Source organism: Vibrio satsumensis, assembly GCF_050337435.1.
Taxonomy (GTDB): domain Bacteria; phylum Pseudomonadota; class Gammaproteobacteria; order Enterobacterales; family Vibrionaceae; genus Vibrio; species Vibrio satsumensis.
This window is the reverse complement of sequence record NZ_JAKJSX010000006.1, coordinates 328,102-354,646: the sequence shown is the minus strand read 5'-3', so window position 1 is coordinate 354,646 and position 26,545 is coordinate 328,102. Positions and strand designations below refer to the sequence as shown.

Genomic DNA, 26,545 nt, shown 5'->3' with positions numbered 1-26,545 from the left:
AACTTTAGTTTCGGTAAATAAAAATGCCTGAACGATTATCTTTTACTTTTCCTTGCTGGTAAGTTAACTCACCATTTACAAATACGCTTTCTATTCCCGCAGCAACTGAAATAGGATTTTCAAATGTTGCTGTATCTTTAATATTCTTTGGATCAAATAAAACTAAATCAGCAAAAGCACCACAGCGAACTTCGCCTCGGCCCGCTAAGTTGTATCTCTGAGCCGACATTCCAGTCATCTTGTGAATCGCTTCTGGCAACGAGAACAGTTTTTCATCTCGGCAGTAGTGACCTAACACTTTCGGGAAAGTGCCCCACAACCTTGGGTGTGGATGCGGGTCATTAGGTAAACCGTCTGAACCGACCATAGTTAGTTTATATTTCAATACGCGCTTTACGTCGTTCTCATCCATGCAGTGGTAAACCGCACCCGCAGGTTGAAGCGCTTTTGCTGCGTCCATCAGGGGTAGGTTCATTTCATCAGCAATCTGCTTCAGCGTTTTGCCTGCATGTTCTGGTTTTGCTTCAGACCAAGTAATGAAGATGTCGAAATCATCGGTCACTTGTTTCAAATCTAATGTCGAAGAGCTCGCAGAGTATGGGTAGCAGTCGCAAGACACATCTTGATGCTCAGAAACCTTGTCCATCAAATCGAGTACTTCAACCGTTCTTCCCCAGTTGCCCGCACCTGCACATTTAAGGTGGGAGATAACCACTGGAACTTTCGCATATTGCCCTGTCTCAAACGCTTCTTCCATCGCGCTTAAGATCTCTTCAAATTCGGTACGCATATGCGTGGTATAGATGCCGCCATGGCTAGACAGCACTTTCGCTAACTGCATCACTTCGTTAGCGTTCGCTTGTTTAGCGCTTGCGTAAGCCAGGCCTGAACTCAAACCTAATGCGCCTTGCTCCATTGCTAAATCAAGGTTGGTTTGCATCTCTGCAATTTCTTCTTCGCTTGCAGTGCGTTGCAGATCGTCCATCACTTGGTTACGCAGTGTGGTGTGACCCACTAACGCTGCTACGTTTACTGCGGGTTGAGCTTGCTCTACCGCTTGCGCATACGCCGCAAAGGTTGGGTATTTAAAATCAGCCTGTGCGCCTAAAAGGTTCATAGGATCAGGCGGGTCGCCAGCCAAAACCGTTGGCGATGCACTGATACCGCAGTTGCCAACAATCACGGTTGTGACACCTTGGCTGATCTTAGGTAGGCAGTCTGGGTAACGAATTACGTTGGTATCGTCATGTGTATGTACATCGATAAATCCAGGAGCCAATGCTAAGCCTGCTCCCTCAACCAATTGGCCACAATCTTCGTGATCGATCTGACCAATTTCGGCGATTTTTCCATCGCGGATTGCTACATCGGCACAAAACGATTGTTCGCCGGTGCCGTCAAACACCTCTACATTTTTGATTATCGTATCGAACAACATTTTTCACTCTCTCAATCCACTGTGTTGATGGAGCTATATTAAGAATCCAGCCGATTATTTTCAGTGACAAAACACACATAATATTTTAATTTGTTTGATAGTTTCTACCACAAAACAAACACAAGATAGATTTAAATATTAAATAACAACCACTTAAATCATGTTAGGAATCAGCAATGAAACATAACCCTGCACAAAAATATGTTATAAAGTATCAAGAAGATTGTTTCGTCTTGACTGAAAGAGGCCAAAAAGGGAGAGCAATATCACAAACTGAGAACGGCGTTTATCGACTGGTTGATGAAGATATTTCGCTTCCGGTAGCAATTATCAAACAATCAGCGTTGACCAATAACCTAAATTGGATGCAATCATTCGCCGATCACCATCAGGTTAAATTGTCGCCGCATGGTAAAACATCAATGACCCCTGCATTTTTCCGCCAACAACTAGAAAATGGCGCTTGGGGTATTACAGTAGCGACGCCTGCACAGGCAGAAGTTGCCGCTATGGCGGGTGCAAAACGAATCATCATGGCCAACCAATTGGTGGGTAAAACCAACATGGCGATCGTTGAACAGCTGATCAGTGAGTTTGATGTCGACTTTTACTGTTGTGTTGATTCATCGGCAAACGTGCTGCGACTTAGCCAATATTTCGCCAACACCAAACAGACACTAAAAGTACTGATCGAATTTGGTGTACCGGGCGGTCGCTGTGGTTGTCGTTCACCTCAAGAAGTTTTAGAACTGGCGCAAATCATCCAAGACACACCTGCCCTTTTGCTGGCAGGTATTGAGGTGTACGAAGGTGTGATTCATGGCGACAATGCTGAGCAAGACATTCGTACCTTCCTAAATCAAGCTCTAACCTCTGTAGAAAGCCTCGCATCAGATGGCCTAATTACAGGGCAACCTATCATCACTGGCGCGGGTTCTGCTTGGTATGATGTGGTTGCAGAGTGTTTAGCAAATTTAACCGATTCTTTGGCGATCATCCGCCCAGGTTGCTATGCCATTCACGATACTGGGATCTACCTAGATGCCCAAAGCAAGGTGTTGCAACGAGCTCAAGCCAATCAAGGCTATGCGTGTGAATTGGGTGGTGATTTAGAGTCGGCACTTGAAGTGTGGGCATATGTTATCTCTCGCCCAGAGCCGACCAAGTTAGTGATTGGATTAGGTAAGCGTGATGTTGCCTTCGATGCCGGTTTACCAATTGCAGAGCGCGGCTATCGTAACGGCGAAGCTATCTCAGTAAAAGGGCTCACTGCTACCGCGGTAATGGATCAGCATACCTTTGTTGAAACAGACGGTTCTTCTGAGATTGAAGTCGGTGACATGATTGCTTTCTCGACATCACACCCATGTTTAACCTTCGATAAATGGCGCTACATTGCGATCAGCGATGATGAACATCAGGTGACTAATTGGGTGGAAACCTGCTTCTAGTTCGATTTTTCGATAAGCTAGAATCAGCGAAGCAATCAGATATACTAACGGGGCTAAGGCTGAGTTTTATATAGGTTAGCGCTAAATGGCTTAATGCCAAATAGCCTAGTTCTAAATAGCTTGGTTCTTACGAGCTAGGTTCTTAAAAACTAAGCCATAACGGTTAGCCCCATCAACAAAGGATCAGGATTCTTGAGTTTAGAAGTAGATATCATTTCACAGATAACAGAGCGTTTTCCCGCTCTTCGTGATGCAGAGAAGAAAGTGGCTAAGCTAATCATGGACGACATTGATTTTGCTGCCAATGCCAGCATCACAGAGCTTGCTGAAAGTGCTCAAGTGAGTGAAGCCACCATTACGCGTTTTGCTAAGGCTATCGGCTGCAGCAACGTACGTGATATGAAGATAAAGCTTGCTCAAACACTGACAGTCGGCCAGCGTTTTATTCTCGAACCGGTTGACCAAACGGGTTATCAAGGTATCTACGAATCGATCAAGCAGAGCCTAGACATCAACCGCACCTTGTTCAAAGAGCAAGACGTTGAAACCGCTGTCAGCTGGCTGCATAACGCGAGACAAATCATTGCTATCGGCATGGGTGGTGGCTCGACCATCGCTTCTCAAGAGTTGCAACATCGACTGTTCCGACTGGGCTACCCAGTGGTCTCTTACAACGATGGATTGATGTCACGTATGGTTGCCGCAACAGCCGATGCCAATGATGTGATGGTGATGATCTCAGCAACCGGTTTTACGCCAGTAATCACTGAAACGGCAGAACTGGCCAAGCAGTATGGCCTTAAGATCATCGCAATTACCCCACAAGATACACCGCTGGCAAAGATTGCCGATATATTGCTACCCATCAAACACATGGAAACAGACTTCATCTACAAACCGTCGGCGTCTCGCTACGCAATGTTAGCCTTAGTGGATGTGCTTTCTATGGGGATAGCAGTCAATCACAAGAACCGATCTCGCGACAAACTACGCCGCTTGAAGGTTGCGCTTGATTCCTACCGAGGCGGAGGCGATAGACAGCCCCTAGGTGACTAACGAATTAAGGACAAAATGAGCTTAAATTCTGGCGAGCGGCAGTCCTTTACCAGCTCGTATAAGCTCATTTCTAACCCTGTAATTTGCACGCCTACAGCTACTAGTCGACGGATTGCCAGATCCTTGTTGAGTGCCGTTCGCGAGCTAATACAGTCGCCAACTACCTGAACCTTGCACCCAAGTTCTAACAACCCCATTGCGGTTTGATACACGCAAATATGAGCTTCAATACCACACACCAGCCAAGTCTCGACATCCTTGGCTTGCACCGCCTCAACAAACTTGGGCTCATCACACGCGTTGAACGTGAATTTAGTTACTGGCTCAACATCGCTCAATAAGTCATTCAGTTCGCTGACTGTTGCTCCCAATTTATCTGGATTCTGTTCCAAGTAAATGATGGGCAACCCCAAAACCTGCGCGCCCTTAATCAGCTTCCGACAGTTAGAAATAAGTGTCTCACTCTCATCAACAAGGCGTGCGAGCTTGCCCTGAACGTCCACAACCACCAAGCCTGTCTTTTGTCTCATTAGCATGTGTATTCCTTGTTTTGGCAGCCTAACTTACTAAGCAATCTGATGAGTATGTTTTCTACTATGTAACGATTTAGCTTACAAAGCCATACAGTAATACGTATAAGACTACGGAATAATACTCACCAACGGTCGAAAGGCCGAAAACAAAAATAATTGATACTGCATGACATTAAAGAGTGAGTAAGAACAATGAACAAATTCGCGAAATCAGCATTAGCACTGGGCTTAATCGGCGCGGTTTCTCTTCCAGCATTAGCAGCAGGCACTAACGGCGGTGCGTACATCGGTGGTGGCCTTGGTGTGTACCAAGATTCTGATACAGACGGTCAAGGCAACCTAGACTCAGACGGCATGGGTTACAACCTATATGGTGGCTACCAGTTCAATCGTATTGTTGGTGTTGAACTTGGCTACAACGATTACGCTGACTACAAAAAAGGTGCAGAAAAAATGTCTCCGACGTCTGTTTCTGTATCTGCAAACCTAGGTTACACGTTCGACAACACAATTCGTCCGTTCGTATTGGCTGGTCTTAGCTCTGTTGACCTAAACGCAAATAAGAGTGCTGGTTACGCTGATGACAGCGGTACAGGTTTCCACTTTGGTCTGGGTGTTGAATACACGCCAATCGAAAACCTAACACTTCGCCTAATTTCACAAGCTGATGCTGTGAGCGTAGAAAACTACTACGGTCCATTCAAAACCGAAGATAAGACACTAGCATTCAGCAGTGTTAGCCTAGGTGGTTCTTACAACTTCTAATGTAGCGAGCCTACGTAGAACACCCTAACGTAAATAATTCACTTTGCTGTTCCACCTTGTCATGAAGGTCACTCAGTAAAGTGAATTTTTTGTTTCTACACACCTATCGCGTCATTTCACTTTAGTCGGTTTATCGCCGCCTATCTGAGCTTTATGCGTTGATATTAGAGCTTTCTTGGTAGCCCGACTAAAATAAAGGGATAAGAGACGCAGGAAAATAAGACCTATGAATCTACCAAGCTTAAACATGTCGATAAACAAGCTGCCTTTTGTGTTGGCCGTGTATTACCTGCTTGTAATCAACCTACCTCTCACCCAAGAGCTGTTTAGTATTGTTCAGGCATCCAAGTCTGAAAGCGTTGCCTTTCTTATATCCATCCCTATCTTCTTCCTTGCTGCCTTCAATTTTATCTTCCAAGTCTTCAACTGGCCGATATTCTCCAAGCCATTTTTTATCTTCTTGCTGATCACCTCAACACTCGTCAGCTACAGCATGTTCAATTACGGCATTTATGTAGACTATGGGATGATAGAGAACGTCTTCGAAACCAATAGTGGCGAAGCAGCAAGCTATGTAAGTACCCACTCCATCTTGTGGTTATTTGCGATGGGGATTGTCCCGTCACTGCTGCTACTCTTTACCAAGCTTAAGCGAGAATCATGGAAAGATTTCTTTGTCTGGAAGTCGATTGGATTGCTCTCTTCATTGATTGTCATCGCGATTATTGCAGGACTGTTTTACAAAGATTACGTCTCGTTTGGCCGCAATAACTCGCACATCAAAAAGATGATCATTCCGACTGAGTATGTGGCATCAACGGTGAAATACATCAATAACACCTACATCAAACAGCCCATCCCATATCAAGAACTGGGCTTAGATGCTCAACTCAAACCACAAGCAAAAACGGCAAGCAAGCCGACCTTATTGGTGTTTGTACTTGGCGAGACTGCTCGCGTGTATAACTACCAGTATTATGGCTATGAGAGAGAAACCAACGCTCATACCAAGCCTTACAACCCGATATTTTTCTCTGATGTTCAGTCGTGCGGAACAGCCACCGCGGTTTCTGTACCGTGCATGTTCTCGAACATGAATCGCAGCAACTACGATCGGGACAAAGCCTACAACCAAGATAACGTAGTCGACATTATGAACCGCGCGGGCATCCACTCTATCTGGCGAGAGCATGATGGTGGGGATAAAGCTGTCGCGCATCGAATCAAAGAGATGACGCTCGTCGCCAAAAACAGCGATCCATTGTGTAATAACGATGTGTGTTACGACACGGCGATGCTAGAGAACTTCGAGCAAGATACTCAAGATCTTAAACAAGATAGCATCATTTTCTATCATATTTCGGGTTCTCACGGCCCAACGTACTTTGAGCGTTACCCAGAAGAACATAAGAAGTTTACGCCTGACTGCGCTCGTGCAGATATTGAAAACTGCACCAAAGAGCAAGTGGTTAACACCTACGACAACACGATTTTGTACACAGATTTCTTTCTCTCACAGGCGATTCAGAAGCTAGAGAAACTCACCGATAAGTACAACGTTGCACTGATGTACATTTCCGACCACGGTGAATCTTTAGGGGAAAACGGCGTCTACTTGCACGGCATGCCTTATTCATTGGCACCGAAAGAGCAAACCCACGTTCCTATGATCATGTGGATGTCTGATGGCTTTGCAGAACAAAAAGGAATAAACCAAACCTGCTTGAGAAAGGCAGGCAAAGAGCAGAGTTTCTCGCAAGACAACCTGTTCGACTCTTTGCTCGGCTTGATGGACGTGCAAACCAAAGAATACCGAGAGAACCAAGATATCTTCGCTTCCTGCCGCTAGCTTGAAAGAGTGACTCATACATATTCCAACCAATGGGGCTCATTTATGAGCCCCTTTTTCTAGCCAAAACTGTCGTTTTTATTGAAAATATCTCTGTCTGTTACATCCCGTTCGCAGCAAGTTTTGTTGAGTTTAGAATTGCGACTCCATATACTGGAAACATCATCAGACGGAGGGCAATAATGAATAATAAAAACAAACACATAGTGTTAATTCATGGTCTGTATATGCCTGCGTTGATCATGCAATATCTGGATAGAAATTTCAAAAAACGTGGCTTTACAACGCACAAGTTCGCTTACAACTCGCTGCGTTTCCCTTCTGCTGCTAAACGCCTCAACCGCTTCGTGAATGCACGTTTTGATGAACACGATGAGGTCTACTTCTTTGGTCACTCGCTCGGTGGCTTGCTGATTCGTCATTACTTTAAGTTCTACCAACCCGACTTTGCCGACACCTGCATCATTACCGCGGGGACTCCACACAATGGCGCGACTATCGCGAAAACACTGTCGAATCATGGTCTTGGTTTTATATTTGGTTCGAGCAAAATGATCTTAAGTGATGGTTTGGGTGACTACGATATTGATGTGCCAATTGGCGTAATTACGGGTACCTACGACGCTGGTGTTGGACGTATCGTATTGGGCCGAAACCCAGGGGATGGTACCGTTACGCTCGAAGACGCCAACTTAAGAGGCGCGACAGATACTTGCGCCCTCAAGCTTAATCACACCGCGCTTGTGTACTCTAAGGAAGTGGTGGCACTCTCAACTCAGTTCATCGAACACAGGGCTTTTAAGAGCGCTTCATAGCTTTTTTCCGTTAGCTTTTGCGCGCTAGTTCCTGTATCAAGCTTTGGTTTTGTTATTTCTGTTTTCTTATTTGTGATAGATAAATACAAAAATACCACTCTGCTATGAGAGTGGTATTCAGAAATTCATGACTGAAGTCAGTCGCTTGCTACACTTTCTATACTTGCTACAGGAGATTAACTCGCGTTGGCAAGAACACCTCACCCAACATGCATCTCACCGAACCACCACCGATGTCTTCGATCGTTTTCACGTTAAACGGTAGTAGCTTTCCGTGTGTCGAAAGCTGAGCTAACTGAGCGGGAGAAAACGCATCGTAAGCCGACTGAGACATGGCAATCACCTTGTCACCATTTACGGTTTCAAGTTGTAGGATGTTGCCACAGAATCGGTTCATCTGATCGATCGAGATAGAGATAACCTGCTTGTCTTTAGCAAGTGATTTCACCACAAAGCGGCGCTCAAATTCTGGAATCACTTCATCACAAATCACGCAGAAGTTATCACCAATCGCCATCATCACATTGGTATGGTAAATCGGCTGACCCGACGGTAATGCTGTTTGGAAGGAAACCACGCGTGAATAACCAATACGCTTCGCATAGTCTTCTAACACTTCACGATCACAACGCTGAGAAAGCGCTGCGTAAATGGTCTTATTGATATGGTCGATCACCATCACGCCAGTGCTCTCTAGGTAAGAACCTTGAGCGATGTAAGACTCTAGAGACTCGCTGTGGTTAACAATGCGACCAGATGCTTCAAGCGCTTCAATAAGGGCACTTGGCTTCACTTCATTTTGGCGGTTTTCACACGCCATAGGGAACGTAAATAAGCTTCCGTCACCACAGGTGCTGAACCAGTTGTTAGGGAATACCGCATCTGGGGTTTCCACACCAAGTTCTGGGTAATCAAACTCTACAACTTGCACACCTTCTTTACGCAACGAAGCGACCATCGCCTTAAATTCGGCCATGGTTTCTAATTTTACCTCAGCTTCAGTCAGATTAACTCTGTGCTGAAACTCATTATCTTGTGCCGTTTCTTCATTAAATTTAAATTCTTTTGGCGGCACCATAACAACGCAATTGGCGTTTTGAACATTAGTAATGTGAAGTGATTTTTTGTGTAGGTTTAACATCTCAACCGTCCCTATCTTTTATTTACCTCAGAATTGTAAACAACTTGTTACGATAAGATTCACTGAAAAGAATAATGATTTGAATATTTATCCCAAACAATTACTGCAAAACTCAGTTTATTCGGTAAATTTTACTGCAAGATAACAGCACATCAGAAAGAACCAACTGTTTGCATATTAGATACAGAATTTGTTGAATAAATATCCGAGCTTCATTCTCTAGCTTGCTGCGGGTTTAGGTTACAATTTAATCCATTTAGCGTTAGGATTATCACCGTTGCATAACAATCAATTACGTTTGAAATAAGCTTAACTTTTCCTGTCCGATTCACTCTAAAATACGCGTCATGAAAGACACTCTTTGGACCTTTCCTGCGGCATCGCTTAAACCAAAATCCATCGAATGACTTAATGCTTATAAGAACGAATTGGCACTTATATAATTTCAAACTAAGACTGTAAAATTTCAAATCAAACCTATAAAAACAAAGCTACACAGACGATGCAGTTGCTAATCGATGCATTCGTTTATAAAGGGAAATCTATGTACAAAAAATTTGAAGGCTTTACTGAAGCCTTTCCAAAGGGAGAGCCGATACAACCTCCTACTGGAATACTGGCATTTTGCCGCCATTACACTCGTGGTTTTGAAAAGCCGTTAATCTTGCTCGGCCTAATGAGCATGACCATCGCGATCATCGAAGTCGCGCTGTTCGGTTACATGGGTCAACTGGTTGATTGGCTATCAACCAGTAACCCAGAAACCTTCTTAGCCGATAACCAGTCCACTCTTATGGGTCTTGGTGTGCTGCTGTTGGTCGTGATGCCAATCTTGATCAGTGTTTACTCGCTTTTGCTTCACCAAACTTTGCTGGGCAACTACCCAATGTCGATTCGTTGGTTAGCGCACCGCTATCTTTTGAAGCAGAGCTTGTCATTCTATCAAGATGATTTTGCTGGCCGCGTCGCCACCAAAGTAATGCAAACATCGCTCGCAGTACGTGAAACCGTGACCAAGATGGTTGATGTGTTTGTCTACGTGACGGTTTACTTCACCGCGATGCTGTTCATGCTGGCTGAATCAGATTGGCGCTTAATGGCTCCGATGCTGATTTGGCTATTCGTTTACATCGGAATCCAACTGCACTTTGTACCAAAGCTAAAAGACGTTTCTTCAGAGCAAGCGGATGCGCGTTCATTGATGACAGGTCGTATTGTTGATAGCTACACCAATATCGCAACCGTGAAACTGTTCTCACACAGTAAAAGAGAAACTGAATACGCCGAAGAAGGCATGGAAGGTTTCTTAGATACAGTACATCGTCAAATGCGCTTAGTTACTGGCTTCAATATCTGCGTTGAATTCGCTAACTATCTGTTGGTGTTCAGCATTGCGGGTATCTCTATCTACTTATGGTTAGACAACGCAATCACTGTGGGTGCGATCGCGATTGCGGTCAGTTTGGCTCTGCGTATTAACGGCATGTCGAAATGGATCATGTGGGAAATCGGTGGTCTGTTTGAAAACCTAGGCACTGTGATTGATGGTATTAAAACCCTGTCTAAGCCCATCGCTATCGAAGACAAGAAAGACGCAAAACCTTTGGACGTTCCACAAGGTGGCATCCATTTCGACAACGTGAGCTTTAACTACGGTGAGAATAAGGGCGTGATCAACAACCTTAACCTCAACATTAAGCCGGGTGAAAAAGTGGGCTTAGTGGGCCGTTCAGGTGCGGGTAAGTCTACCCTAGTGAACTTACTGCTGCGTTTCCACGATGTAGAGAGTGGTCGCATCCTGATTGACGGTCAAGAGATCTCAACAGTGACGCAAGATTCGCTGCGCAGCAACATCGGTATGGTGACCCAAGATACTTCACTGTTGCACCGTTCGATCAAAGACAACATTCTTTACGGTCGACCTGAAGCATCAGATGAAGAAGTTTACGCAGCAACCAAACAGGCTCACGCACATGAGTTTATCGAAACTCTAACCGACCCGTTTGGCAACGTGGGCTACGATGCTCAAGTAGGTGAACGTGGCGTTAAGCTATCTGGTGGTCAGCGTCAACGCGTCGCTATCTCACGTGTTCTTCTGAAAAATGCTCCGTTACTTGTTCTCGATGAAGCAACTTCTGCACTCGATTCTGAGGTAGAAGCGGCCATTCAAGAGAGCTTGATTGAGCTAATGGAAGGCAAAACGGTTATCGCGATTGCACACCGCCTGTCGACCATTGCTGCGATGGACCGCCTGATCGTGCTTGATGCAGGCAATATCGTAGAAGAAGGCACGCACCAAGAGCTAATTAATCAAAATGGCATCTATGCACAACTATGGAATCACCAAACAGGTGGCTTCATTGCCGATGATCTTGAGCAAGCTACGAGCGCTTAATTTTTGTGCTATTTTAAAAGTGCGGCGTGATTCACACCAATTTGTTAATTAGCGGTAAATTACACGTGGCAGAATGTTATGTCGTAATTATATAATGACATTAATACCAAAGACGCCTCGCTTGCGCGTTCTGGAATAAGGCTAGACTTCGGGGGGAGGCTAGCCTTTTTTATGCCTGTTATTTGGCCATCTTTACTACCTGTCCAATAAACTTCATCGATCCTTTTGTTTTTTTCTTGGCGTTTTTTTCTTAAAATGCGCGCAATATTTTTTCTAGAGATTAACCATGAACAAAAGTGTCTTAACTAACGTTATTGCGTTAGCACTGCTTGCTGGCGGCTATGTCACAGCAAACCAATACTTGCTTTATGCAGGTCTATTCGCATTTTCTGGTGCCATCACCAACTGGCTTGCGATTCACATGTTGTTCGAGAAAGTACCCGGTCTATACGGTTCTGGCGTTATTCCAGCACGCTTTGAAGAGTTCAGGGCTGCCATCAAGCAACTGATGATGGAACAGTTCTTTACTGAAAGTAACATCGACCGTTTTCTAAGCAGCGAGATGACAGGAAAGTCACTCAATCTAGAGCCTGTAATTCAGAAGATCGACTTTAATCCAGCATTCGACTCGTTAGTAAACGTTATCGAGAATTCACAGTTTGGTGGCATGTTGGCAATGTTTGGTGGCACAGAAGCACTAGAGCCTATGAAAGCGCCATTTGTGGAGAAGATGCAAGAATCTGTGATTGAAATCAGCAAGAGCGATTCAGTGAAGAATACCATCAAGGAAGAGCTGGAATCGCCAGCAATGATGGACGAAATCAAAGAGAACATCGAAGCAATCATTGATCAACGTTTGAATGAACTGACACCTAAACTGGTGAAAGAAATGGTTCAGACCATGATCAAGAAACACCTTGGCTGGTTGGTCGTCTGGGGCGGTGTATTCGGCGGTGTGATTGGCTTAATTTCGGCGGCAATTACGTTGTAAACCGGACAAGTCTATCGGGTTGCTCTTTCTCTAACATTCAACAAAAATGGAAGCTTATTGGCTTCCATTTTTTATATCTAAATCACCTTAGTAAGGCGAAATCAGGACACTATTTTAAAGTTGCCAACAACTCAGGATTAACACCAAAGCCCTTCTTGTGCTCTTCAATGACCACTTCACTGCGTGTCTGAATGACACCAGGCAAGGTACCTAACTTTGTTGCCATAAACGCTTGGTACGCCTTCATGTCTTTCACTCGAACCTTGATCATGGTGTCAAAGTCACCCGACAGTGAGTAACACTCTTCCACCTCAGGCATCAATTCAACCGCTTGAGCAAATTTATCGAAGATCGAAAAGCTAGTCTGGTCGAGACGGATATGGATAAAGACTTGAACATCGAGTCCCAACTTTTCTGAACAAAGCTCAGCATGATAGCCCGTGATGTAGCCCTCCTTCTCCAATCGCTTCAATCTATCAGAGCAAGGTGAAGTCGTTAAGTTGACCTGCTTTGCCAACTCAACGACAGCCAAACGCCCTTTCATATGCAGAATTCTTAGTATCTCTTTATCGATACGATCGAGTTGATGCTGAGACATAACATTCCTTAAACATTCTAAGTTCCGCTCAGTATATTCCATACCAAGAGCAATCGAAGAAAACTTCGCTCACACATTTAGAAAACTAAACGTACCATTCCTATTCACGCTAAATATAAATCAACAAACAACGATAGCAACTCTTATAAATCAAACTCTAATTATTAACAAATTATTATAGAAATGACCCGATTAACAAACAAGTTGAGCCAGAAACGAAAGAAAGGACATAGGTCAAAGTGAATAATAGAATTATCAAAGAGAAAGGATAACTCTAATTATGAAAACACAAGAACTCGCATACAAGCCTTACGGTATTGGTTCATGGACACACGTAACGGTATCAAAAGATGTTGCTCAAGCACTAGCAAGTGAATACTCAAACTATGGATGGGAAGTGAGGATTGATGGCGACGCCATTGACGCTGAGCCAGCGCTCAAAGCCGCATAGAAACGCAAAAACCTCCTAAAGCGGAGGTTTTCTCTCTAAGTTAGTGAGCGCTTACCATAAGCTAGGCTAAACCAACTTGGGGGACAGTACTTCCTGTTTCGCAACGGCAGTTACACGTTCGACAAAAGTGCTGAGTTTCCATGTCGTAATACAGATTTCCACTAAATAGCTTTGACGTCCATTGCATCATACGGCCAGAGGCTGTCTCGGGCTCTGATTCACAACGTTTCATTATAGACTTATGTAGTGTTGTTTTTTTACATCCTTTGCAATAGAGATCAGGCATACCTTTGTCCTATAGGTCTTTAGTGGTTACTGACAATTGACACATCATGTCCAATTCAGTTCAACAATTCACCGAGCTAATGACAAAAGTGAGCGCTAAGTTCAAAAAACAGCCAATTTTCCCTTTGTTTTTTGATATCAAGCGTCATCAAGATCCTTCTTCTATTTATCCCCCCCCCTTTAATCATTCGGTTTCGATTTACATTGTAAAACCCGATAACGGCAGTACTTCACCCGAATTTGAAATAAGACAAAAGTCGCACCCACATAAAAAACTCGGCTTTTAATGATCACAAAAAACATATTGATCGAGCACGAAGCAATAAACACCAATATTGATAAGGAACACTAGGGTCACGTCATGGAGAATTGCGGGGGCAATGAAGAGACATGTACAACTGACACAAGCTGTTTGAGATGATGGAGCCAAGTGCCCATCAAAAGAGTTGGGAGTCATTGAAGATAGACCAGCACGAGGTCGAAAGCATTAGGAAATGGTCAAAAAAATAGAGCCACCGAAGTGACTCTATTGTTTTTATCAATTGGTTGTTGCCAATGTTCTTAGCTAATTTACATCTGCTTTACAATGTAAATTAGTCTAGCTCAACTAGGTTCTTCTCGAACTCAGCATGTTGCTTCTTAACTTCATCTTCTGGCTCGCCAGTAATCAAGCTAACCACAACGATAGAAATCGTTGATAGGATGATTCCCGGTACGATCTCGTACACATCGAACCAACCGCCTGTGAACTGTTTCCAAAGTACAATCGTAACACCACCAACTACGATACCCGCTAGAGCGCCGTTACGGTTCATACGAGACCAGTACAGGCTCAATACGATAGCTGGACCGAATGCAGCACCAAAACCAGCCCATGCGTAAGATACAAGGCCAAGTACTGAACTGTCTGGCGTCATCGCTAACACAAGAGCAATCAGAGAGATTAGGATAACCGCGAAGCGGCCTACACGAACGATCTCTTCAGACGTCGCATCTTTCTTAAGCACTTGCTTGTACAAGTCTTCTGCCATTGCAGATGAAGAAACAAGAAGTTGTGAATCCGCAGTACTCATGATTGCCGCTAGGATTGCAGCAAGTAGGATACCTGCGATTACTGGGTGGAACATCGCGTTCACAAGAAGCATGAAGATCTTCTCGCCATCGTCTAGCTTAGGTGCGCCAGAGTTCGTCACGTAGATTAGACCAACAAGACCCACCAGCATTGCACCAATCATAGACAGTGCAGTCCATACCACCGCGATACGACGCGCTGTTGTTAGGTCTTTATTGCTACGTGTTGCTTTGAAACGAGCAAGGATATGTGGCTGACCGAAGTAACCTAGACCCCATGCCGCTAGCGAGATGATCGCGATAGCAGAAAGAGGCTCACCTTTCGCATCATTCCATAGCGTTAGTAGCTCTGGGTTGATGTTGTGTAGATCGCTAGATAGCTGACCAAGGCCGCCGTTCATTGCCGCGATTGGTACAATCAATAGCGCAGCAGACATTAGTAAACCTTGAACCAAGTCAGTCCAAGATACCGCTAGGAAACCACCAAACAGGGTGTAAGAAACCACACATACCGTGCCGATAATTACTGCCGTTGTGTAATCTAGGCCGAATACCGTTTCAAACAATTTACCACCTGCTACCAAGCCTGAACTTGTGTAGAAAAGGAAGAATAAAAGGATAAAGAAAGCAGAAATTGTTTGGATCAGCTTAGAGTTATCGTTGAAACGACGAGATAGGAACTCAGGCAGCGTCAGTGATTCAGTCGTAATGCTGTAAGTACGTAGACGTTTTGCACTGATTAACCAGTTTGCCCAAGTACCAACAAGTAGGCCACCAGCAAGCCAAAATGCTTCAAAGCCAGCAGCGTAAGCGTAACCAGGCAGGCCAAGTAGCAACCAACCACTCATGTCTGATGCACCAGCAGAAAGTGCAGCAGGCCATGGGCCTAACGAACGACCACCTAGGAAGTAGTCAGTTGAGTTAGATGTACGTTTGTAAGCAATAACACCGATCGCTAGCATCATAATTAGATACGCAATGAACGTCGTCGTTATTGCAAAACTGTTTTCTATCATTTGATAGTCCTCATTTTGTAGAAAGCCTTCCATGCCTAATTCAATGCAAGGCACTCACCGTAAAGGCAAGCGAGTGCATTGAGTTAGGTATTCAGGCTCCAAAGCACTATGGGATGAATCCAAAAGTGGAAAAAACCAAAAGTGATTAGAGCCAATTTTACTGAAGGTTAGTGAGCTTCGCTTCCAAGTTCGAGCAAGGTCGCGTTACCGCCCACGGCTGTTATATTTATAGTTCGCGTGCGTTCGGTAATGAAGCGCAGCGATAGGTGTGGATCATTAGCAACATTCATTGCCGTCAGATCCGTTTCAGCGACTAAACCGACGATTGCACCGTCACGCTTAGCAAGCTGCAAATTGATAGCTTGTGCCGTTTGTGAATTACCCACATAACCTGCACTTCGTACATCGCAAGACAGCAGCTGTTGAGCAGCGTCATAGGAGGCAACCTGTACTAAGTTAGTTGGCAAATTCGCTTGTTTCGCAGCATCAGCAATTAAGGTGTTGAACTGTACGTCATCACTGCACAATTGAACGCTGTTACCTGCCAATAGTGCTGCAGTAATCATCGCTGTTGCGGTTTGCAGTGCCGACACTTTCTGTTCGCAATCATCAACAATTACCAAAGCCACACCGCGGCCGGCAGCGTACAACTCATTGGTTTCACCCGTAGGACCCGCCATGAGGTGATGCTCAGAAAGCAGCGCAGACGCTTGCTCTAAATGATAAGTTGCCACTGCCGCCAAAGGCGCAGATTGACTTTCGATCTCTGATTTGAATGAAAGTACCTGAGCACTCTTATGATCAAAGTCGGTAAGATTCCATTGTTCCCACGCTAACAAAGCATCAGAAAAACCTGTCACTTGATGAACCATGATACTGCTCCTTATGCCTTGTCTTGTAATTGAGAGAAATGAACATCAGTAAAGCGATATAGGTAGTGAGGACCACCCGCTTTAGGGCCAGTACCCGACAAGCCTTGACCACCAAATGGTTGAACCCCAACAACAGCGCCCACTTGGTCACGGTTGATGTAGCAGTTACCCACACGAACGTGTTTTTCGATCCAACGGTAAGTTGTTTCGTTACGGCTGTGGATACCCATGGTTAAACCAAAACCAGTTTGGTTAATTTGATCAACCACTTGCGCCAGTTCACTCGCTTTGAAACGAACAATGTGCAGCACAGGGCCAAACTGTTCTTCTTTCAAGCAACTGATGTCATCAATTTCAAACGCACTTGGTGGGACAAAGTCACCATGTTCACAATCCGTACCTAGAGAAAGTTGAGCCACCTTCTTCTGGGTATTGGTCATGTTTTCTAAGTGAGCCAACAACTTCTGTTTCGCATTTTGGTCGATAACAGGGCCAACATCCGTTTTATGAAGATGCGGGATACCAACACTCAGTTCGTCCATTGCACCGTGAATCAATCCAACCACGCGGTCTGCAATGTCTTCTTGAATGTAAAGCACACGCAGTGCAGAACAACGTTGACCCGCAGAAGCGAAGGCAGAACGAATTACATCACGAACCACTTGTTCAGGCAGTGCTGTACTGTCGACGATCATCGCATTCTGACCACCGGTTTCCGCAATAAACGGCACCGGTTTAGCGTTGCGGCTTGCCAGTGACACGTTGATGCGTTGTGCCGTTGGTGTTGAACCCGTAAAGGCAACGCCTGCAATCGCATCGTGGCTAGTTAACGCACTACCGATCTCAGCACCACGACCCGGTAGAAGTTGAATCGTGCCAGCAGGGAAACCCGCTTCATTCATCAGTTCAACGGCGCGAGCTGCAATCAAGCTTGTTTGCTCTGCAGGTTTCGCCACAACCGTGTTACCCGCGACTAGTGCAGCTGTAATTTGGCCAAGGAAGATCGCCAATGGGAAATTCCAAGGGCTGATACAAACGAACACACCACGACCTTGTCGAGAGGCGATTCGTGTTTGGCCATCAAAACCTTTTAGTTCGAAACCTTGCAGATTATCAGCTTGCTTTGCGTAGTAACGACAGAAGTCGACCGCTTCACGCACTTCATCAATACTGTCGTGAATAGTCTTACCCGCTTCTTGATGACAAATTGCCACCAGCTCAGCTAGGTTCTCTTCCATCAGTTCAGCCAGCTTCTCAAGCGCAGCGGCCTTAGTTTCAACCGAAGTTGTATTCCAATCAGTGAATGCCGCGTCTGCGCCAGTGATCGCTGCGGAAACATGATCAAGGTTAGCGAAAGCCACCTGACCGACATTAATACGACGATCGTAAGGTGCCGTCACTTGCTCAATATTCTGATCAGCCTTGATCATGCTTTCGGCAAGAGATTCACCGTTGATCACAGGGCCTGCAGTCCATTGATTGTTAAGGAAAGACTTAACCTGCTCTTCAAATTGATGAGCTTCGCTTTCGATATCAATGTTCACACCGTAAGAGTTCTTACGCTCAGGGAATACCGCTGGAGGCAGAGGAATTTTAGTGTTGTTCAGCGTATCGAACGCCAGAAGCATATCGACTGGATGCTGTGTCAGCTCAGCGACTGGGCAGCGAGCATCAACCAAACGGTGTACAAACGAGCTGTTTGCGCCGTTCTCTAGCAAGCGACGTACTAGGTATGGCAGTAGATCTTTATGGCTACCAACTGGCGCGTAAATACGTACCGACTGTTGGTAAGCTTCCATCGCATGGTTGTAAAGTGAATCACCCATGCCGTGTAAGCGTTGGAATTCAAAGTCTTTATGATCAGTCATTACTGCAATAGCAGAAACTGTGTGAGCATTGTGGCTCGCAAACTGCGGGAAGATATTGCCACGAACACTTGGACTCAATAGGTAACGCGCACAAGCAAGGTAAGCTACGTCTGTCGCTTCTTTGCGTGTGTAAACTGGGTAGTCAGTGAAACCAGCCTGTTGTGACCATTTGATCTCGCTGTCCCAGTACGCGCCTTTCACCAAGCGAAGCGGGATTAAATCACCCTGCTCTTTCGCTAGGCGGTTTAGCCAAACCAGAACCGGCAGCGCACGTTTTGAGTAAGCTTGGATAACCAGACCAAATTTACCCCAACCTTTCACAAGGTCAGTGCGGTACAGTTTTTCGAATAATTTCAGAGATAGCTCTAGGCGATCCGCTTCTTCAGCATCAATCGTAATCGCAACATCAAGCTCTACAGCGCGGCGCAATAGTTGCTCTAGCGTGTCGCACAGTTCATTTAGAACACGGTCTTCATTCGCCACTTCATAACGGGGATGAAGTGCAGAAAGCTTGATAGAAACAGACGGTGCTGGGCTCGATTTTGAAGATACGTATGTATCTCGACCTACGGCTTCAATCGCCATTAGGTAATCTTTGAAGTATTTGTTTGCGTCTGCCGTAGTCAGTGCTGCTTCACCTAGCATGTCGTATGAGTAGGTAAAACCTTTATCACGCATAGACTTACCGTTCTTCTGCGCTTCAGCAATGCTGCGACCAAGAACGAATTGGTGACCCATCACCTTCATTGCTTGGTGCATCGCTTTACGAATTACCGGCTCAGAAAGCTTATTCACTAAACGGTTAACCGCTTGACCAGCACTCTGCTCTTTAGATGAAAGTCCAACTACCTTACCCGTTAGCATCAAGCCCCAAGTGGATGCGTTAACAAACACCGAATCAGAATTCTTAAGGTGAGACTTCCAATCCGCAACGCTTAGTTTGTCGCGAATAAGCGCATCAGCCGTTGCTGAATCAGGAATACGCATCAAGGCTTCCGCCAGACACATCAGCAAGATGCCCTCTTGAGTATCTAAGCTGTATTCAAGCAACAGTGCATCGATCATCTGGATAGAAGTCTTATCCGCACGGATAGCTTCGATCAACGATGTCGTTTTCTCTGTGATTTGCTGCTTTTCAGACTCAGAAGGGGTAGCTAGTGGCAGAAGTTGCTCTAGCCATTGGGTTTCATCCACCATATATAATGGTGAGATAAGCGACCATAGATCAGCAAGCGGCTGCTCGTTGAATTCTGGCTTTAACACATCAGTAGCTGTAAACATGCGTTTTCCTTAATCTCACACCCGGAATTAGCCCGGGGATCTCTACAATGGCTGCAGTGTATTTAGAGTATATAAGGATTACTTGTCAAAAACTCCGAGTTTTTTGCTAAAAACTCGCTTTATTAACAAAACAAACACAACGTCACATATGAAACTTTAAAATAATATGCCGTTTTGTTTCACTATTTAACAGAAATTTTCTTTTTGTATTGGGATGGTGACATGCCTTGAAGACGTGAAAAGGTGTGAGTAAAGGAGGATTGACCGGAGAAACCAGCAAGTTCTGCAACCTGACCAAGGCTCAGATTACCTTGTTCGATCAAGCGGCGAGAGCGGTCGATACGCTTACCTAATACATACTGGTGAGGGGTAATACCCATCTGCTCTTTGAACAACATATGAAACTGGCTTTCACCCAAAAACACACTGCCTGCCAGCTGCGCAACCGAGATCTTATTCGCGAGGTGTTGCTCAATGTAGCGATCCAGAGCTTCAAGATCGAAACGCGAATCTTTGATTGAGGTTTCAAACGCCGAGATGTGTCTTTGCATCAGTGCAATCACCGTATCATTACAGGCACGGCTTAATAGCAGATCATCAGGGCTTGCCTGCATCTCTTGCACCAACATATGGATAAGCTTTTGAATTTGCGCGTCTAATTGGAAGTAGACGTTAGAAGACTCGAGCTGATTAATCTTCTCTAATATCAGAGGGTCGTCGTCACTTGGCACAGGCATGTTGAGCACTAGGATATCCGACTGACCGACCACACCACCGAAAGCATGATCAGAGCTTGCTGTCACCACACATCCTTGGCCGGGACCGACAAGATTGCCCTTACCACTGACTTCAAATTCCGCCTGACCTTTTAGACCGATCACCACCTGAGAATAATGGTGCTCGTGGCAATCCATATGCGATGGCAAAGTAATGATCTCTGCGGGACGAGGGCCAGTAAGGCCTAGCGGAGACAAGTCTAGGTTTGGAAAGGGTAAAGGTTTTGGCATGACAGCAAAATACTCAAGTCAACATAGTAAGAATAATACTCTGAAATCTGCACAAGATGAATTTGTAAATGATCATGAGAGTCATTTCCTGACCTCAAAGAAAAGATCATCACTGCGATCGTCTTGATCATGCCTCCGGAAAGATGATCAAGAGTGTACAAACTACGGGCATTGTAAAACCAATCGTTCCGACGAGTTTAGGGACCTCACAAGCAATCACACAAGCAATCACACAAGCAATCACACAAGCAATCACACAAGCAATCACACAAGCACGAAAATCATGTCATAAATAAATGCTTCATCGCACCAACATAATGAATAAATTTTCTTATATAGCTCAAATAATTCGCTTTCAACTTGTAAAAAGTGTATCCGAAGTACCGAAACTTGGCTTTTGAGTAGATTGAAATGCAATAAAACGGTATAAAGACGGGTACTGTGTTAATTGCTAATAACTAGTGACTGACAACTAGGAAGTAGACACTTTATTAACGAGCCAATTTCAATCTATAAGTTGCAGGGACCTATGACTAACTTTCGAATTTCAGCGCTTTTACTTGCGCTATCCCCTCTTTGGGTATCTGCATCGGTATCAGCTGAAGAACTGAATCAAGTCGATCCTGTTTCAGCTATCGATGCAAAGCTAACAGAGAAAAACTCAGATATTGAGCGTATTTCAGCAACCAAAGTATCGGCGACTGAAAACCTAAAACAACTACAGAACAAAAACAGTAAGTTGTTACGCGAAGGTGAAGAACTTAAGGCAAAACGTAACAGAGCTAAGTCTGTACTCGACAAACAGTACAGTCGCTTACTTGAAGATCCCGAAACAGATTTGGTCTCTTTCCAGAAAAGTTACCAAGATGCCTGGGCTGCGGTTAAAGATAATCAATCGGCTCAGCTAGACAATGAACAAGCAATCAACGAGAGCGAAATTCACCTTTCTCAAATCAAACAAAAGCAAGCTCGCCTAAACAATGAGCTGGCTAATTTGAGAGAATCAAAAGTTGAAGCTCGTGTTAAACGTATTGCAACAGAACTGCGTGAAAGTGCGGTTCTTGAAACCAGCTACACCACTACATGTGCATCAACAATGACACTGGGTGAGTGTACTGCTCAAGGTAAATACCTAACCAATCAAAAAGCCGTGCAGACGTTCAAGAGTCAGTTACTTGAGCAGCTCACAGAAAGTACGTTGGCGAAGCAAAACTTGCAGGGTGTTCAATTGAATATCCATGTTCAAGACAGCCAAGCAATCAAGAGTGGCTTCTCTGGTAACAACTCTTACTTCATGCAAATGCAGGCTCAGCTTCAAGCAAAACCTGAAGCGGTTGCTGCGTGTAACTTATTGAACGTTTCAACGCGCTACTGTTTAACGGGCAGTGACGCAGCAGTCGTTAAGAAGAGTGACAAACAGTGGGCTAACGTGACGGTACGTTCTGATCAGTACAACGACTCAGTAACGATCAACGGAATTAAATATGGCAGTACACCTCTTGAGGTTGCGCTACCAAGTGGTCGTCACCAAGTAACCATTTCAAAACAAGGTTACGAGTCTTACAACCGCACAGTTACCATCAACGGCAGCGACACGATTTGGGTTAAGCTTCTTCCTAGTAAGGAAAGCTAAACACCCTTTCTACATAGAGCTGAGACGATACAAAACGCTCAGTGCTATATCAGATAGCCGTGCCTATTTCACAAAGTTGAATGAATACTCGCCATTTTGTTGATAGTTATAGAAAGTAGCTGCAGACGAAATGGCGTTTTCGTTTAGAATATTCGATTAACCTAAATTACGATTGAAGTAGCCCATCATGCGCCAAGGTCTTCCTACTCTACTATTTGCACTTGCTCCCTGCCTAATGACTCCTGCTGTTTTCGCTGAGGCAACACCGCCAGCGATCGCGTCTTCTGTCACCGACATTGAAAGCTCACTATTCGAAAAGCATGCCGACTTAACGGCTGTTAAGAAGAAACTGGCTGACAAACAAAATGAAGTCGACAATCAGACGCAGCAAATGGCACGTCTAGCGAAGTTATCCGCTCAAGCAGAGCAGACACTCGCAAAGGCGAAAGCGAGTCTAGAGCAAGATTATACACGCATGATTGATGAGCCTGACTTTGATATCTCGCCAGCTCAAATTCAATTCCAAGACGCTTGGAAAACCGTAAAAGAGAGCAAGCTTACGATTTCAGGATCAGAACAGAAGCAGCAAGGCTTGGTGATGGAACTTGAGGCTATCCAGGCCGAAAAAGCGGCGGTACAAGCTTCAATCGCAAACCTGAACCAAGACAAGCTAAGAGCAAGGGCAGAGCGACTAAGAAACGAGATCACTCAGACGGAAGAGCAGACCGTTAGTTTTACTAACCGTTGCAGCAGCGATATGACACTGGCGCAGTGTTCAGATCAAACGGTGACCTTAGCACTTCAAAAAGCGGTAAAACAGTTCCAGCACAGCTTGGTAGACAACGCGACTGAATCGAACACAGTGAAAGAGCACCTTGCGTCTGCTTCTCTGAATATTCACGTTCTGCAACACAAAGTAAAATCCTCTGGCTTCTCTGAAGATAACCGTTACCGAGCGGTAATTGCGGCGAACCTAGAAACTCGCCCAGATAAGAACACTCCTTGCCGGCTACTTGGTATTCAGTCATCAAACTGTTTCACGCAAAGCGAGCAACAAACCAACGACCAGCAAAAAGAAGTCGCTTGGGTTAACTTGGTGGTGCGTTCAAATCAATACAACGACAATGTTTCTATCAACGGCGTGAACTATGGCAGCACACCGATTGAAGTGATGTTACCTACGGGCCAACACATGGTCACGATCGAAAAAGAAGGCTACCTTTCTTTCCACCAAGAGTTGAAGATAGCCCGCGATCACAACCTACGAGCGGTATTACAAGCCAAGCAGAACTCATTGAATGTCGGTACCAAGTTTGCCGATCCGATAGGGAACGACATTCAGAGCCCTGAAATGATTGTTGTCGGCTCTGGTCGCTACCTACTCGGTGAAAACAATGCACAACAAGTGACGATCAAACAGCCGTTTGCATTAGCAGCAACACCAACCCGTGTTCAAGACTTTAGAGCATTTATTAAAAGCACAGGCTACCAGACAGACGCAGAGCTGATGAACACCTGCGATACGTTCGTCAATGCAGAAATCACAACTGTTTCAGACAATGACTGGCAAAACCCTGGCTTTAAACAAGCAGATAGCTCACCCGTTGTATGTGTCAGCCAGAACGATGCAAAAGCTTATACTCGTTGGTTGTCTAAAAACACAGGTTTCACTTACCGTTTACCAACGCCACAAGAGTGGGAAGCCGCAGCAAGAGCTGGCCAAAACACCAATTTCTGGTGGGGCAACGAATTCAGCTCTGGCAAAGCCAATACAGGTTGGGCAGGCACACCTTGGTCAAACGTAAGCACCTCCCCGGTTAAGTCATTCTTACCAACCCCTACTGGTTTCTACGACATGGTGGGTAATGTATGGGAATGGACAACCATTCAGAAAGGCCTAGCGAAGGGTGGCGCGTGGAGCTTCTCTCCAGAAGAAGCGAAAGTGTATAACGAACTGAACGTTGCACCTTCAACCGCAGCCAACTACCTAGGATTCCGAGTATTGCGAGAGCTGTAAGCTCTCCATTAGGTTCTGAAATTTTGAAATATTTACTCTAGGTTCTCAATTCTCACATTGAGCAGCATTTATAGGGGAATTCCCCCCTTATGCATTAGCATTCCTAGGAGTAGATTCGTCGATAGAGTAGTAAGTCACTCTGGGTATCAAATTGATACCTCAGTTTAATTTACCTGACCCTCGTAAATTAGACTGAAAATCTTCTACATGTCGACAAGGCATATCTTGTCTTTAGCCAGCCCCTCTTCAGGCTGGCTTTTTTTTGCCTATTTATCACTCTTTATGCCTACCCATCCTACGTAATTGAAGTAGTTCGTCAGCAACCCGTTTAACTGTCATTCACCCCTTATTTTTCGCACGGACTACAAACTCTAATTGCCATTGCAGCACTATAAGAAACTGATATCATTACCATACCTCAGCTTACGAGATAAAAAATTGCCCGAACCACTCAACTCCATACATCGTTCTTTATTCGAACAACTTCCAGGCTGCTGGGGCTGCAAAGATACTGACTCGGTCTTTGTGTACGCCAATCTTGCTTACAACCAGTTAATTGGCTTAAAACCCGATGAGACTTGTACTGGCTTGACCGACTTCGATATGCCCAGTCAAACTATTGAATGTGCACAGGATTTCAGAGCCCAAGACAAACATGTGATGGATACACACAGCACCCTTAAGATCCTCGATATTCACCCTTATCCAGACGGACGCTGGCATGCCCATATTTTTACCAAAACCCCTTGGCTTGATGATAATGACAATGTCCAAGGCACTATCTTCTATGGGCAAGAGCTCACTGATACTGCAATCTTAGAGGTCGGTCATTGGGTTTGTCAGGCAACAGGAGCGAAAGGTAATCAAGCATCACTTGCGGGATCAGAGCCGCGTGTGTCTAAGCTGCAAAAGCGGCTGACCTCTAGAGAATCAGAAGTGCTGTTCTTACTGCTTTACGGAAAAAAACCTCAATACATAGCGTCTACGTTAAACATTTCAATCAAAACGGTCGAAGGTCATGTCGCGAGATTGAAGCAGAAATTCGACGCTCGCAGTAAAAGCCAATTGATTGAATATGCATTGGACTCGGGGTTAGGCTCAGTGATCCCAGAAACTCTGCTCAAAAAACAGATCTCCGTTGTTCTGCACAGTGACTAGTTAAGTAATTGAAGGCCAGTTGGTTATTGGTTTGACAAGAGTGCAGACAAAAAAATGCCGTTGATTAGATAAGTATCATCAACGGCACTTTTGGATCTATTAAGCAGCTAAGCGATCAAGCAACCTAAGGCGCTAGTCGATCAATATCCCAGTTGTCGTCTTGGCGTGAGAACAAGAAACGGTCGTGCAAGCGGTGTTCGCCACCCTGCCAAAACTCAATGCTATCCACACGTACGCGAAAGCCACCCCAGAAAGAAGGCACAGGAATCTCGCCTTTGGCAAACTTCTGTTTAAGCTCTAGATACTTACCTTCTAGAATCCCACGCGCTGAGATGCGGCTACTCTGCTTACTTGCAATCGCGGCCAACTGGCTCTCTTTTGGACGTGACGAGAAATACTTCATATTTTCCATAGCTGTCAGCTTTTCAGCCGTGCCCGTAATATGAACTTGTCGCTCAAGTGGATGCCAAGGGAAGTGCAAACTGATTTTGCTGTTGTGCTGAAGCTGGTGCGCTTTACGGCTACCTAGGTTGGTGTAAAAAACGAAACCATCTTTATCAACATTCTTCAGCAGAACAATTCGTTGGAATGGCTGACCATTTTCATCAACCGTAGCAACTGTCATGGCAGTAGGGTCCGTCAACTTCGCTTCAATGGCTTGCTCTAGCCATAGATTGAATTGCTCAATCGGGTCTGCGGCCAAGTCTTTGCGTCTCAATCCACCCTTAGCGTATTCGCGACGAATATCTGTCAGTTCCATTTGGTTGCTCCTTTCAATTTTTTTGTGATTTTGCGCTGTAATCCTTTGAAACACAAGTCTCAGTCATAGTTTTGTCTCACTGAAGATGCTCTGT

The 26,545-nt window shown here is 45.0% G+C and carries 20 protein-coding genes; 11 read left to right on the top strand and 9 right to left on the bottom strand.

Translation table 11 applies throughout. From position 1 onward, the window contains the following. Positions 1–4: 4 nt before the first annotated feature. Positions 5–1,438: an N-acyl-D-amino-acid deacylase family protein gene (locus L4C44_RS09080; RefSeq protein WP_428804916.1), complete on the bottom strand. Its 1,434-nt coding sequence runs from the start codon at positions 1,436–1,438 to the stop codon at positions 5–7. 176 nt (positions 1,439–1,614) lie between these two features. Here L4C44_RS09080 and L4C44_RS09075 point away from each other — a divergent pair, with 176 nt between their 5' ends. Together L4C44_RS09075 and L4C44_RS09070 are read left to right on the top strand one after the other, a co-directional pair. Further along, positions 1,615–2,889: an amino acid deaminase gene (locus tag L4C44_RS09075; protein WP_428804915.1), complete on the top strand. Its 1,275-nt coding sequence runs from the start codon at positions 1,615–1,617 to the stop codon at positions 2,887–2,889. Positions 2,890–3,081: 192 nt separating this feature from the next. Next, the gene (locus tag L4C44_RS09070; RefSeq protein ID WP_017062019.1) at positions 3,082–3,945 is read left to right on the top strand and encodes a MurR/RpiR family transcriptional regulator; all 864 of its coding nucleotides are present in this window, start codon (positions 3,082–3,084) and stop codon (positions 3,943–3,945) included. Here L4C44_RS09070 and L4C44_RS09065 read toward each other — a convergent pair. Beyond that, positions 3,942–4,481 carry an isochorismatase family protein gene (locus L4C44_RS09065; protein WP_171732683.1) on the bottom strand — a complete coding sequence of 180 codons (540 nt, stop codon included), beginning with the start codon at positions 4,479–4,481 and terminating at the stop codon, positions 3,942–3,944. The two genes, L4C44_RS09070 and L4C44_RS09065, sit on opposite strands and share 4 nt — an antisense overlap. Positions 4,482–4,670: 189 nt before the next feature. Here L4C44_RS09065 and L4C44_RS09060 point away from each other — a divergent pair, with 189 nt between their 5' ends. The 3 genes from L4C44_RS09060 (at position 4,671) to L4C44_RS09050 (ending at position 7,907) form a co-directional block, all read left to right on the top strand. Continuing rightward, positions 4,671–5,243 (top strand): porin family protein, encoded by a 573-nt coding sequence (locus L4C44_RS09060; RefSeq protein ID WP_171732682.1) that lies wholly within the window; start codon positions 4,671–4,673, stop codon positions 5,241–5,243. Positions 5,244–5,469: 226 nt separating this feature from the next. Beyond that, positions 5,470–7,092 (top strand): phosphoethanolamine transferase, encoded by a 1,623-nt coding sequence (locus tag L4C44_RS09055; protein WP_372385536.1) that lies wholly within the window; start codon positions 5,470–5,472, stop codon positions 7,090–7,092. 182 nt (positions 7,093–7,274) lie between these two features. Further along, positions 7,275–7,907: an esterase/lipase family protein gene (locus L4C44_RS09050; RefSeq protein WP_327784637.1), complete on the top strand. Its 633-nt coding sequence runs from the start codon at positions 7,275–7,277 to the stop codon at positions 7,905–7,907. A 166-nt stretch (positions 7,908–8,073) separates the two neighbouring features. On the opposite strand, the gene L4C44_RS09045 is transcribed toward L4C44_RS09050, so the two are convergent. Beyond that, positions 8,074–9,048, bottom strand: coding sequence for an arginine deiminase-related protein (locus tag L4C44_RS09045; protein WP_372385534.1), 975 nt, complete (start codon positions 9,046–9,048; stop codon positions 8,074–8,076). A 544-nt stretch (positions 9,049–9,592) separates the two neighbouring features. Here L4C44_RS09045 and L4C44_RS09040 point away from each other — a divergent pair. Further along, a complete protein-coding gene (locus tag L4C44_RS09040; RefSeq protein ID WP_215402661.1) occupies positions 9,593–11,443 on the top strand; it encodes an ABC transporter ATP-binding protein in 1,851 nt (616 codons plus the stop codon). A gap of 286 nt (positions 11,444–11,729) precedes the next feature. Beyond that, on the top strand, positions 11,730–12,434 hold the full coding sequence (locus L4C44_RS09035) for a DUF445 family protein (RefSeq protein ID WP_428804914.1): 705 nt from the start codon (positions 11,730–11,732) through the stop codon (positions 12,432–12,434). Positions 12,435–12,543: 109 nt separating this feature from the next. Here the strand turns inward: L4C44_RS09035 and L4C44_RS09030 are convergent, their stop codons facing one another. After that, complete coding sequence (locus L4C44_RS09030; RefSeq protein ID WP_428804913.1) at positions 12,544–13,032, bottom strand: Lrp/AsnC family transcriptional regulator; 489 nt, start codon at positions 13,030–13,032, stop codon at positions 12,544–12,546. A 280-nt stretch (positions 13,033–13,312) separates the two neighbouring features. Between L4C44_RS09030 and L4C44_RS09025 the strand changes: the two genes are divergently transcribed. After that, positions 13,313–13,483: a hypothetical protein gene (locus L4C44_RS09025; RefSeq protein WP_186728051.1), complete on the top strand. Its 171-nt coding sequence runs from the start codon at positions 13,313–13,315 to the stop codon at positions 13,481–13,483. Between the two features lie 878 nt (positions 13,484–14,361). Here L4C44_RS09025 and putP read toward each other — a convergent pair. From putP to L4C44_RS09005, 4 genes are all read right to left on the bottom strand, one after another. Next, the gene (putP, locus tag L4C44_RS09020) at positions 14,362–15,888 is read right to left on the bottom strand and encodes a sodium/proline symporter PutP (protein WP_186728108.1); all 1,527 of its coding nucleotides are present in this window, start codon (positions 15,886–15,888) and stop codon (positions 14,362–14,364) included. 134 nt (positions 15,889–16,022) lie between these two features. After that, complete coding sequence (locus L4C44_RS09015) at positions 16,023–16,727, bottom strand: 1-pyrroline-5-carboxylate dehydrogenase (RefSeq protein WP_146492687.1); 705 nt, start codon at positions 16,725–16,727, stop codon at positions 16,023–16,025. An 11-nt stretch (positions 16,728–16,738) separates the two neighbouring features. Then, entirely contained in the window at positions 16,739–19,876 is a 3,138-nt protein-coding gene (putA, locus tag L4C44_RS09010; RefSeq protein WP_428804912.1) for a bifunctional proline dehydrogenase/L-glutamate gamma-semialdehyde dehydrogenase PutA, read from the bottom strand. A 182-nt stretch (positions 19,877–20,058) separates the two neighbouring features. After that, positions 20,059–20,883 (bottom strand): AraC family transcriptional regulator, encoded by an 825-nt coding sequence (locus tag L4C44_RS09005; protein WP_428804911.1) that lies wholly within the window; start codon positions 20,881–20,883, stop codon positions 20,059–20,061. Between the two features lie 529 nt (positions 20,884–21,412). Between L4C44_RS09005 and L4C44_RS09000 the strand changes: the two genes are divergently transcribed. The 3 genes from L4C44_RS09000 (at position 21,413) to L4C44_RS08990 (ending at position 25,691) form a co-directional block, all read left to right on the top strand. Further along, the gene (locus tag L4C44_RS09000; protein WP_146492685.1) at positions 21,413–22,516 is read left to right on the top strand and encodes a PEGA domain-containing protein; all 1,104 of its coding nucleotides are present in this window, start codon (positions 21,413–21,415) and stop codon (positions 22,514–22,516) included. A 187-nt stretch (positions 22,517–22,703) separates the two neighbouring features. Then, positions 22,704–24,533, top strand: coding sequence for a formylglycine-generating enzyme family protein (locus L4C44_RS08995; protein WP_146492684.1), 1,830 nt, complete (start codon positions 22,704–22,706; stop codon positions 24,531–24,533). 375 nt (positions 24,534–24,908) lie between these two features. Beyond that, positions 24,909–25,691: a helix-turn-helix transcriptional regulator gene (locus tag L4C44_RS08990; RefSeq protein ID WP_285953431.1), complete on the top strand. Its 783-nt coding sequence runs from the start codon at positions 24,909–24,911 to the stop codon at positions 25,689–25,691. 124 nt (positions 25,692–25,815) lie between these two features. On the opposite strand, the gene pdxH is transcribed toward L4C44_RS08990, so the two are convergent. Beyond that, on the bottom strand, positions 25,816–26,451 hold the full coding sequence (pdxH, locus tag L4C44_RS08985) for a pyridoxamine 5'-phosphate oxidase (RefSeq protein WP_428804910.1): 636 nt from the start codon (positions 26,449–26,451) through the stop codon (positions 25,816–25,818). Between the last annotated feature and the right edge of the window lie 94 nt (positions 26,452–26,545).

Coding starts and splice junctions, on each gene's coding strand:
- L4C44_RS09040 (WP_215402661.1), top strand. CDS start 9,593: ATGTACAAAAAATTTGAAGGCTTTACTGAAGCCTTTCCAAAGGGAGAG.
- putA (WP_428804912.1), bottom strand. CDS start 19,876: ATGTTTACAGCTACTGATGTGTTAAAGCCAGAATTCAACGAGCAGCCG.
- L4C44_RS09050 (WP_327784637.1), top strand. CDS start 7,275: ATGAATAATAAAAACAAACACATAGTGTTAATTCATGGTCTGTATATG.
- L4C44_RS09000 (WP_146492685.1), top strand. CDS start 21,413: ATGACTAACTTTCGAATTTCAGCGCTTTTACTTGCGCTATCCCCTCTT.
- L4C44_RS09030 (WP_428804913.1), bottom strand. CDS start 13,032: ATGTCTCAGCATCAACTCGATCGTATCGATAAAGAGATACTAAGAATT.
- L4C44_RS09035 (WP_428804914.1), top strand. CDS start 11,730: ATGAACAAAAGTGTCTTAACTAACGTTATTGCGTTAGCACTGCTTGCT.
- pdxH (WP_428804910.1), bottom strand. CDS start 26,451: ATGGAACTGACAGATATTCGTCGCGAATACGCTAAGGGTGGATTGAGA.
- L4C44_RS09055 (WP_372385536.1), top strand. CDS start 5,470: ATGAATCTACCAAGCTTAAACATGTCGATAAACAAGCTGCCTTTTGTG.
- L4C44_RS08995 (WP_146492684.1), top strand. CDS start 22,704: ATGCGCCAAGGTCTTCCTACTCTACTATTTGCACTTGCTCCCTGCCTA.
- putP (WP_186728108.1), bottom strand. CDS start 15,888: ATGGAAGGCTTTCTACAAAATGAGGACTATCAAATGATAGAAAACAGT.
- L4C44_RS09080 (WP_428804916.1), bottom strand. CDS start 1,438: ATGTTGTTCGATACGATAATCAAAAATGTAGAGGTGTTTGACGGCACC.
- L4C44_RS09025 (WP_186728051.1), top strand. CDS start 13,313: ATGAAAACACAAGAACTCGCATACAAGCCTTACGGTATTGGTTCATGG.
- L4C44_RS09015 (WP_146492687.1), bottom strand. CDS start 16,727: ATGGTTCATCAAGTGACAGGTTTTTCTGATGCTTTGTTAGCGTGGGAA.
- L4C44_RS09065 (WP_171732683.1), bottom strand. CDS start 4,481: ATGCTAATGAGACAAAAGACAGGCTTGGTGGTTGTGGACGTTCAGGGC.
- L4C44_RS09060 (WP_171732682.1), top strand. CDS start 4,671: ATGAACAAATTCGCGAAATCAGCATTAGCACTGGGCTTAATCGGCGCG.
- L4C44_RS09005 (WP_428804911.1), bottom strand. CDS start 20,883: ATGCCAAAACCTTTACCCTTTCCAAACCTAGACTTGTCTCCGCTAGGC.
- L4C44_RS09075 (WP_428804915.1), top strand. CDS start 1,615: ATGAAACATAACCCTGCACAAAAATATGTTATAAAGTATCAAGAAGAT.
- L4C44_RS09045 (WP_372385534.1), bottom strand. CDS start 9,048: ATGTTAAACCTACACAAAAAATCACTTCACATTACTAATGTTCAAAAC.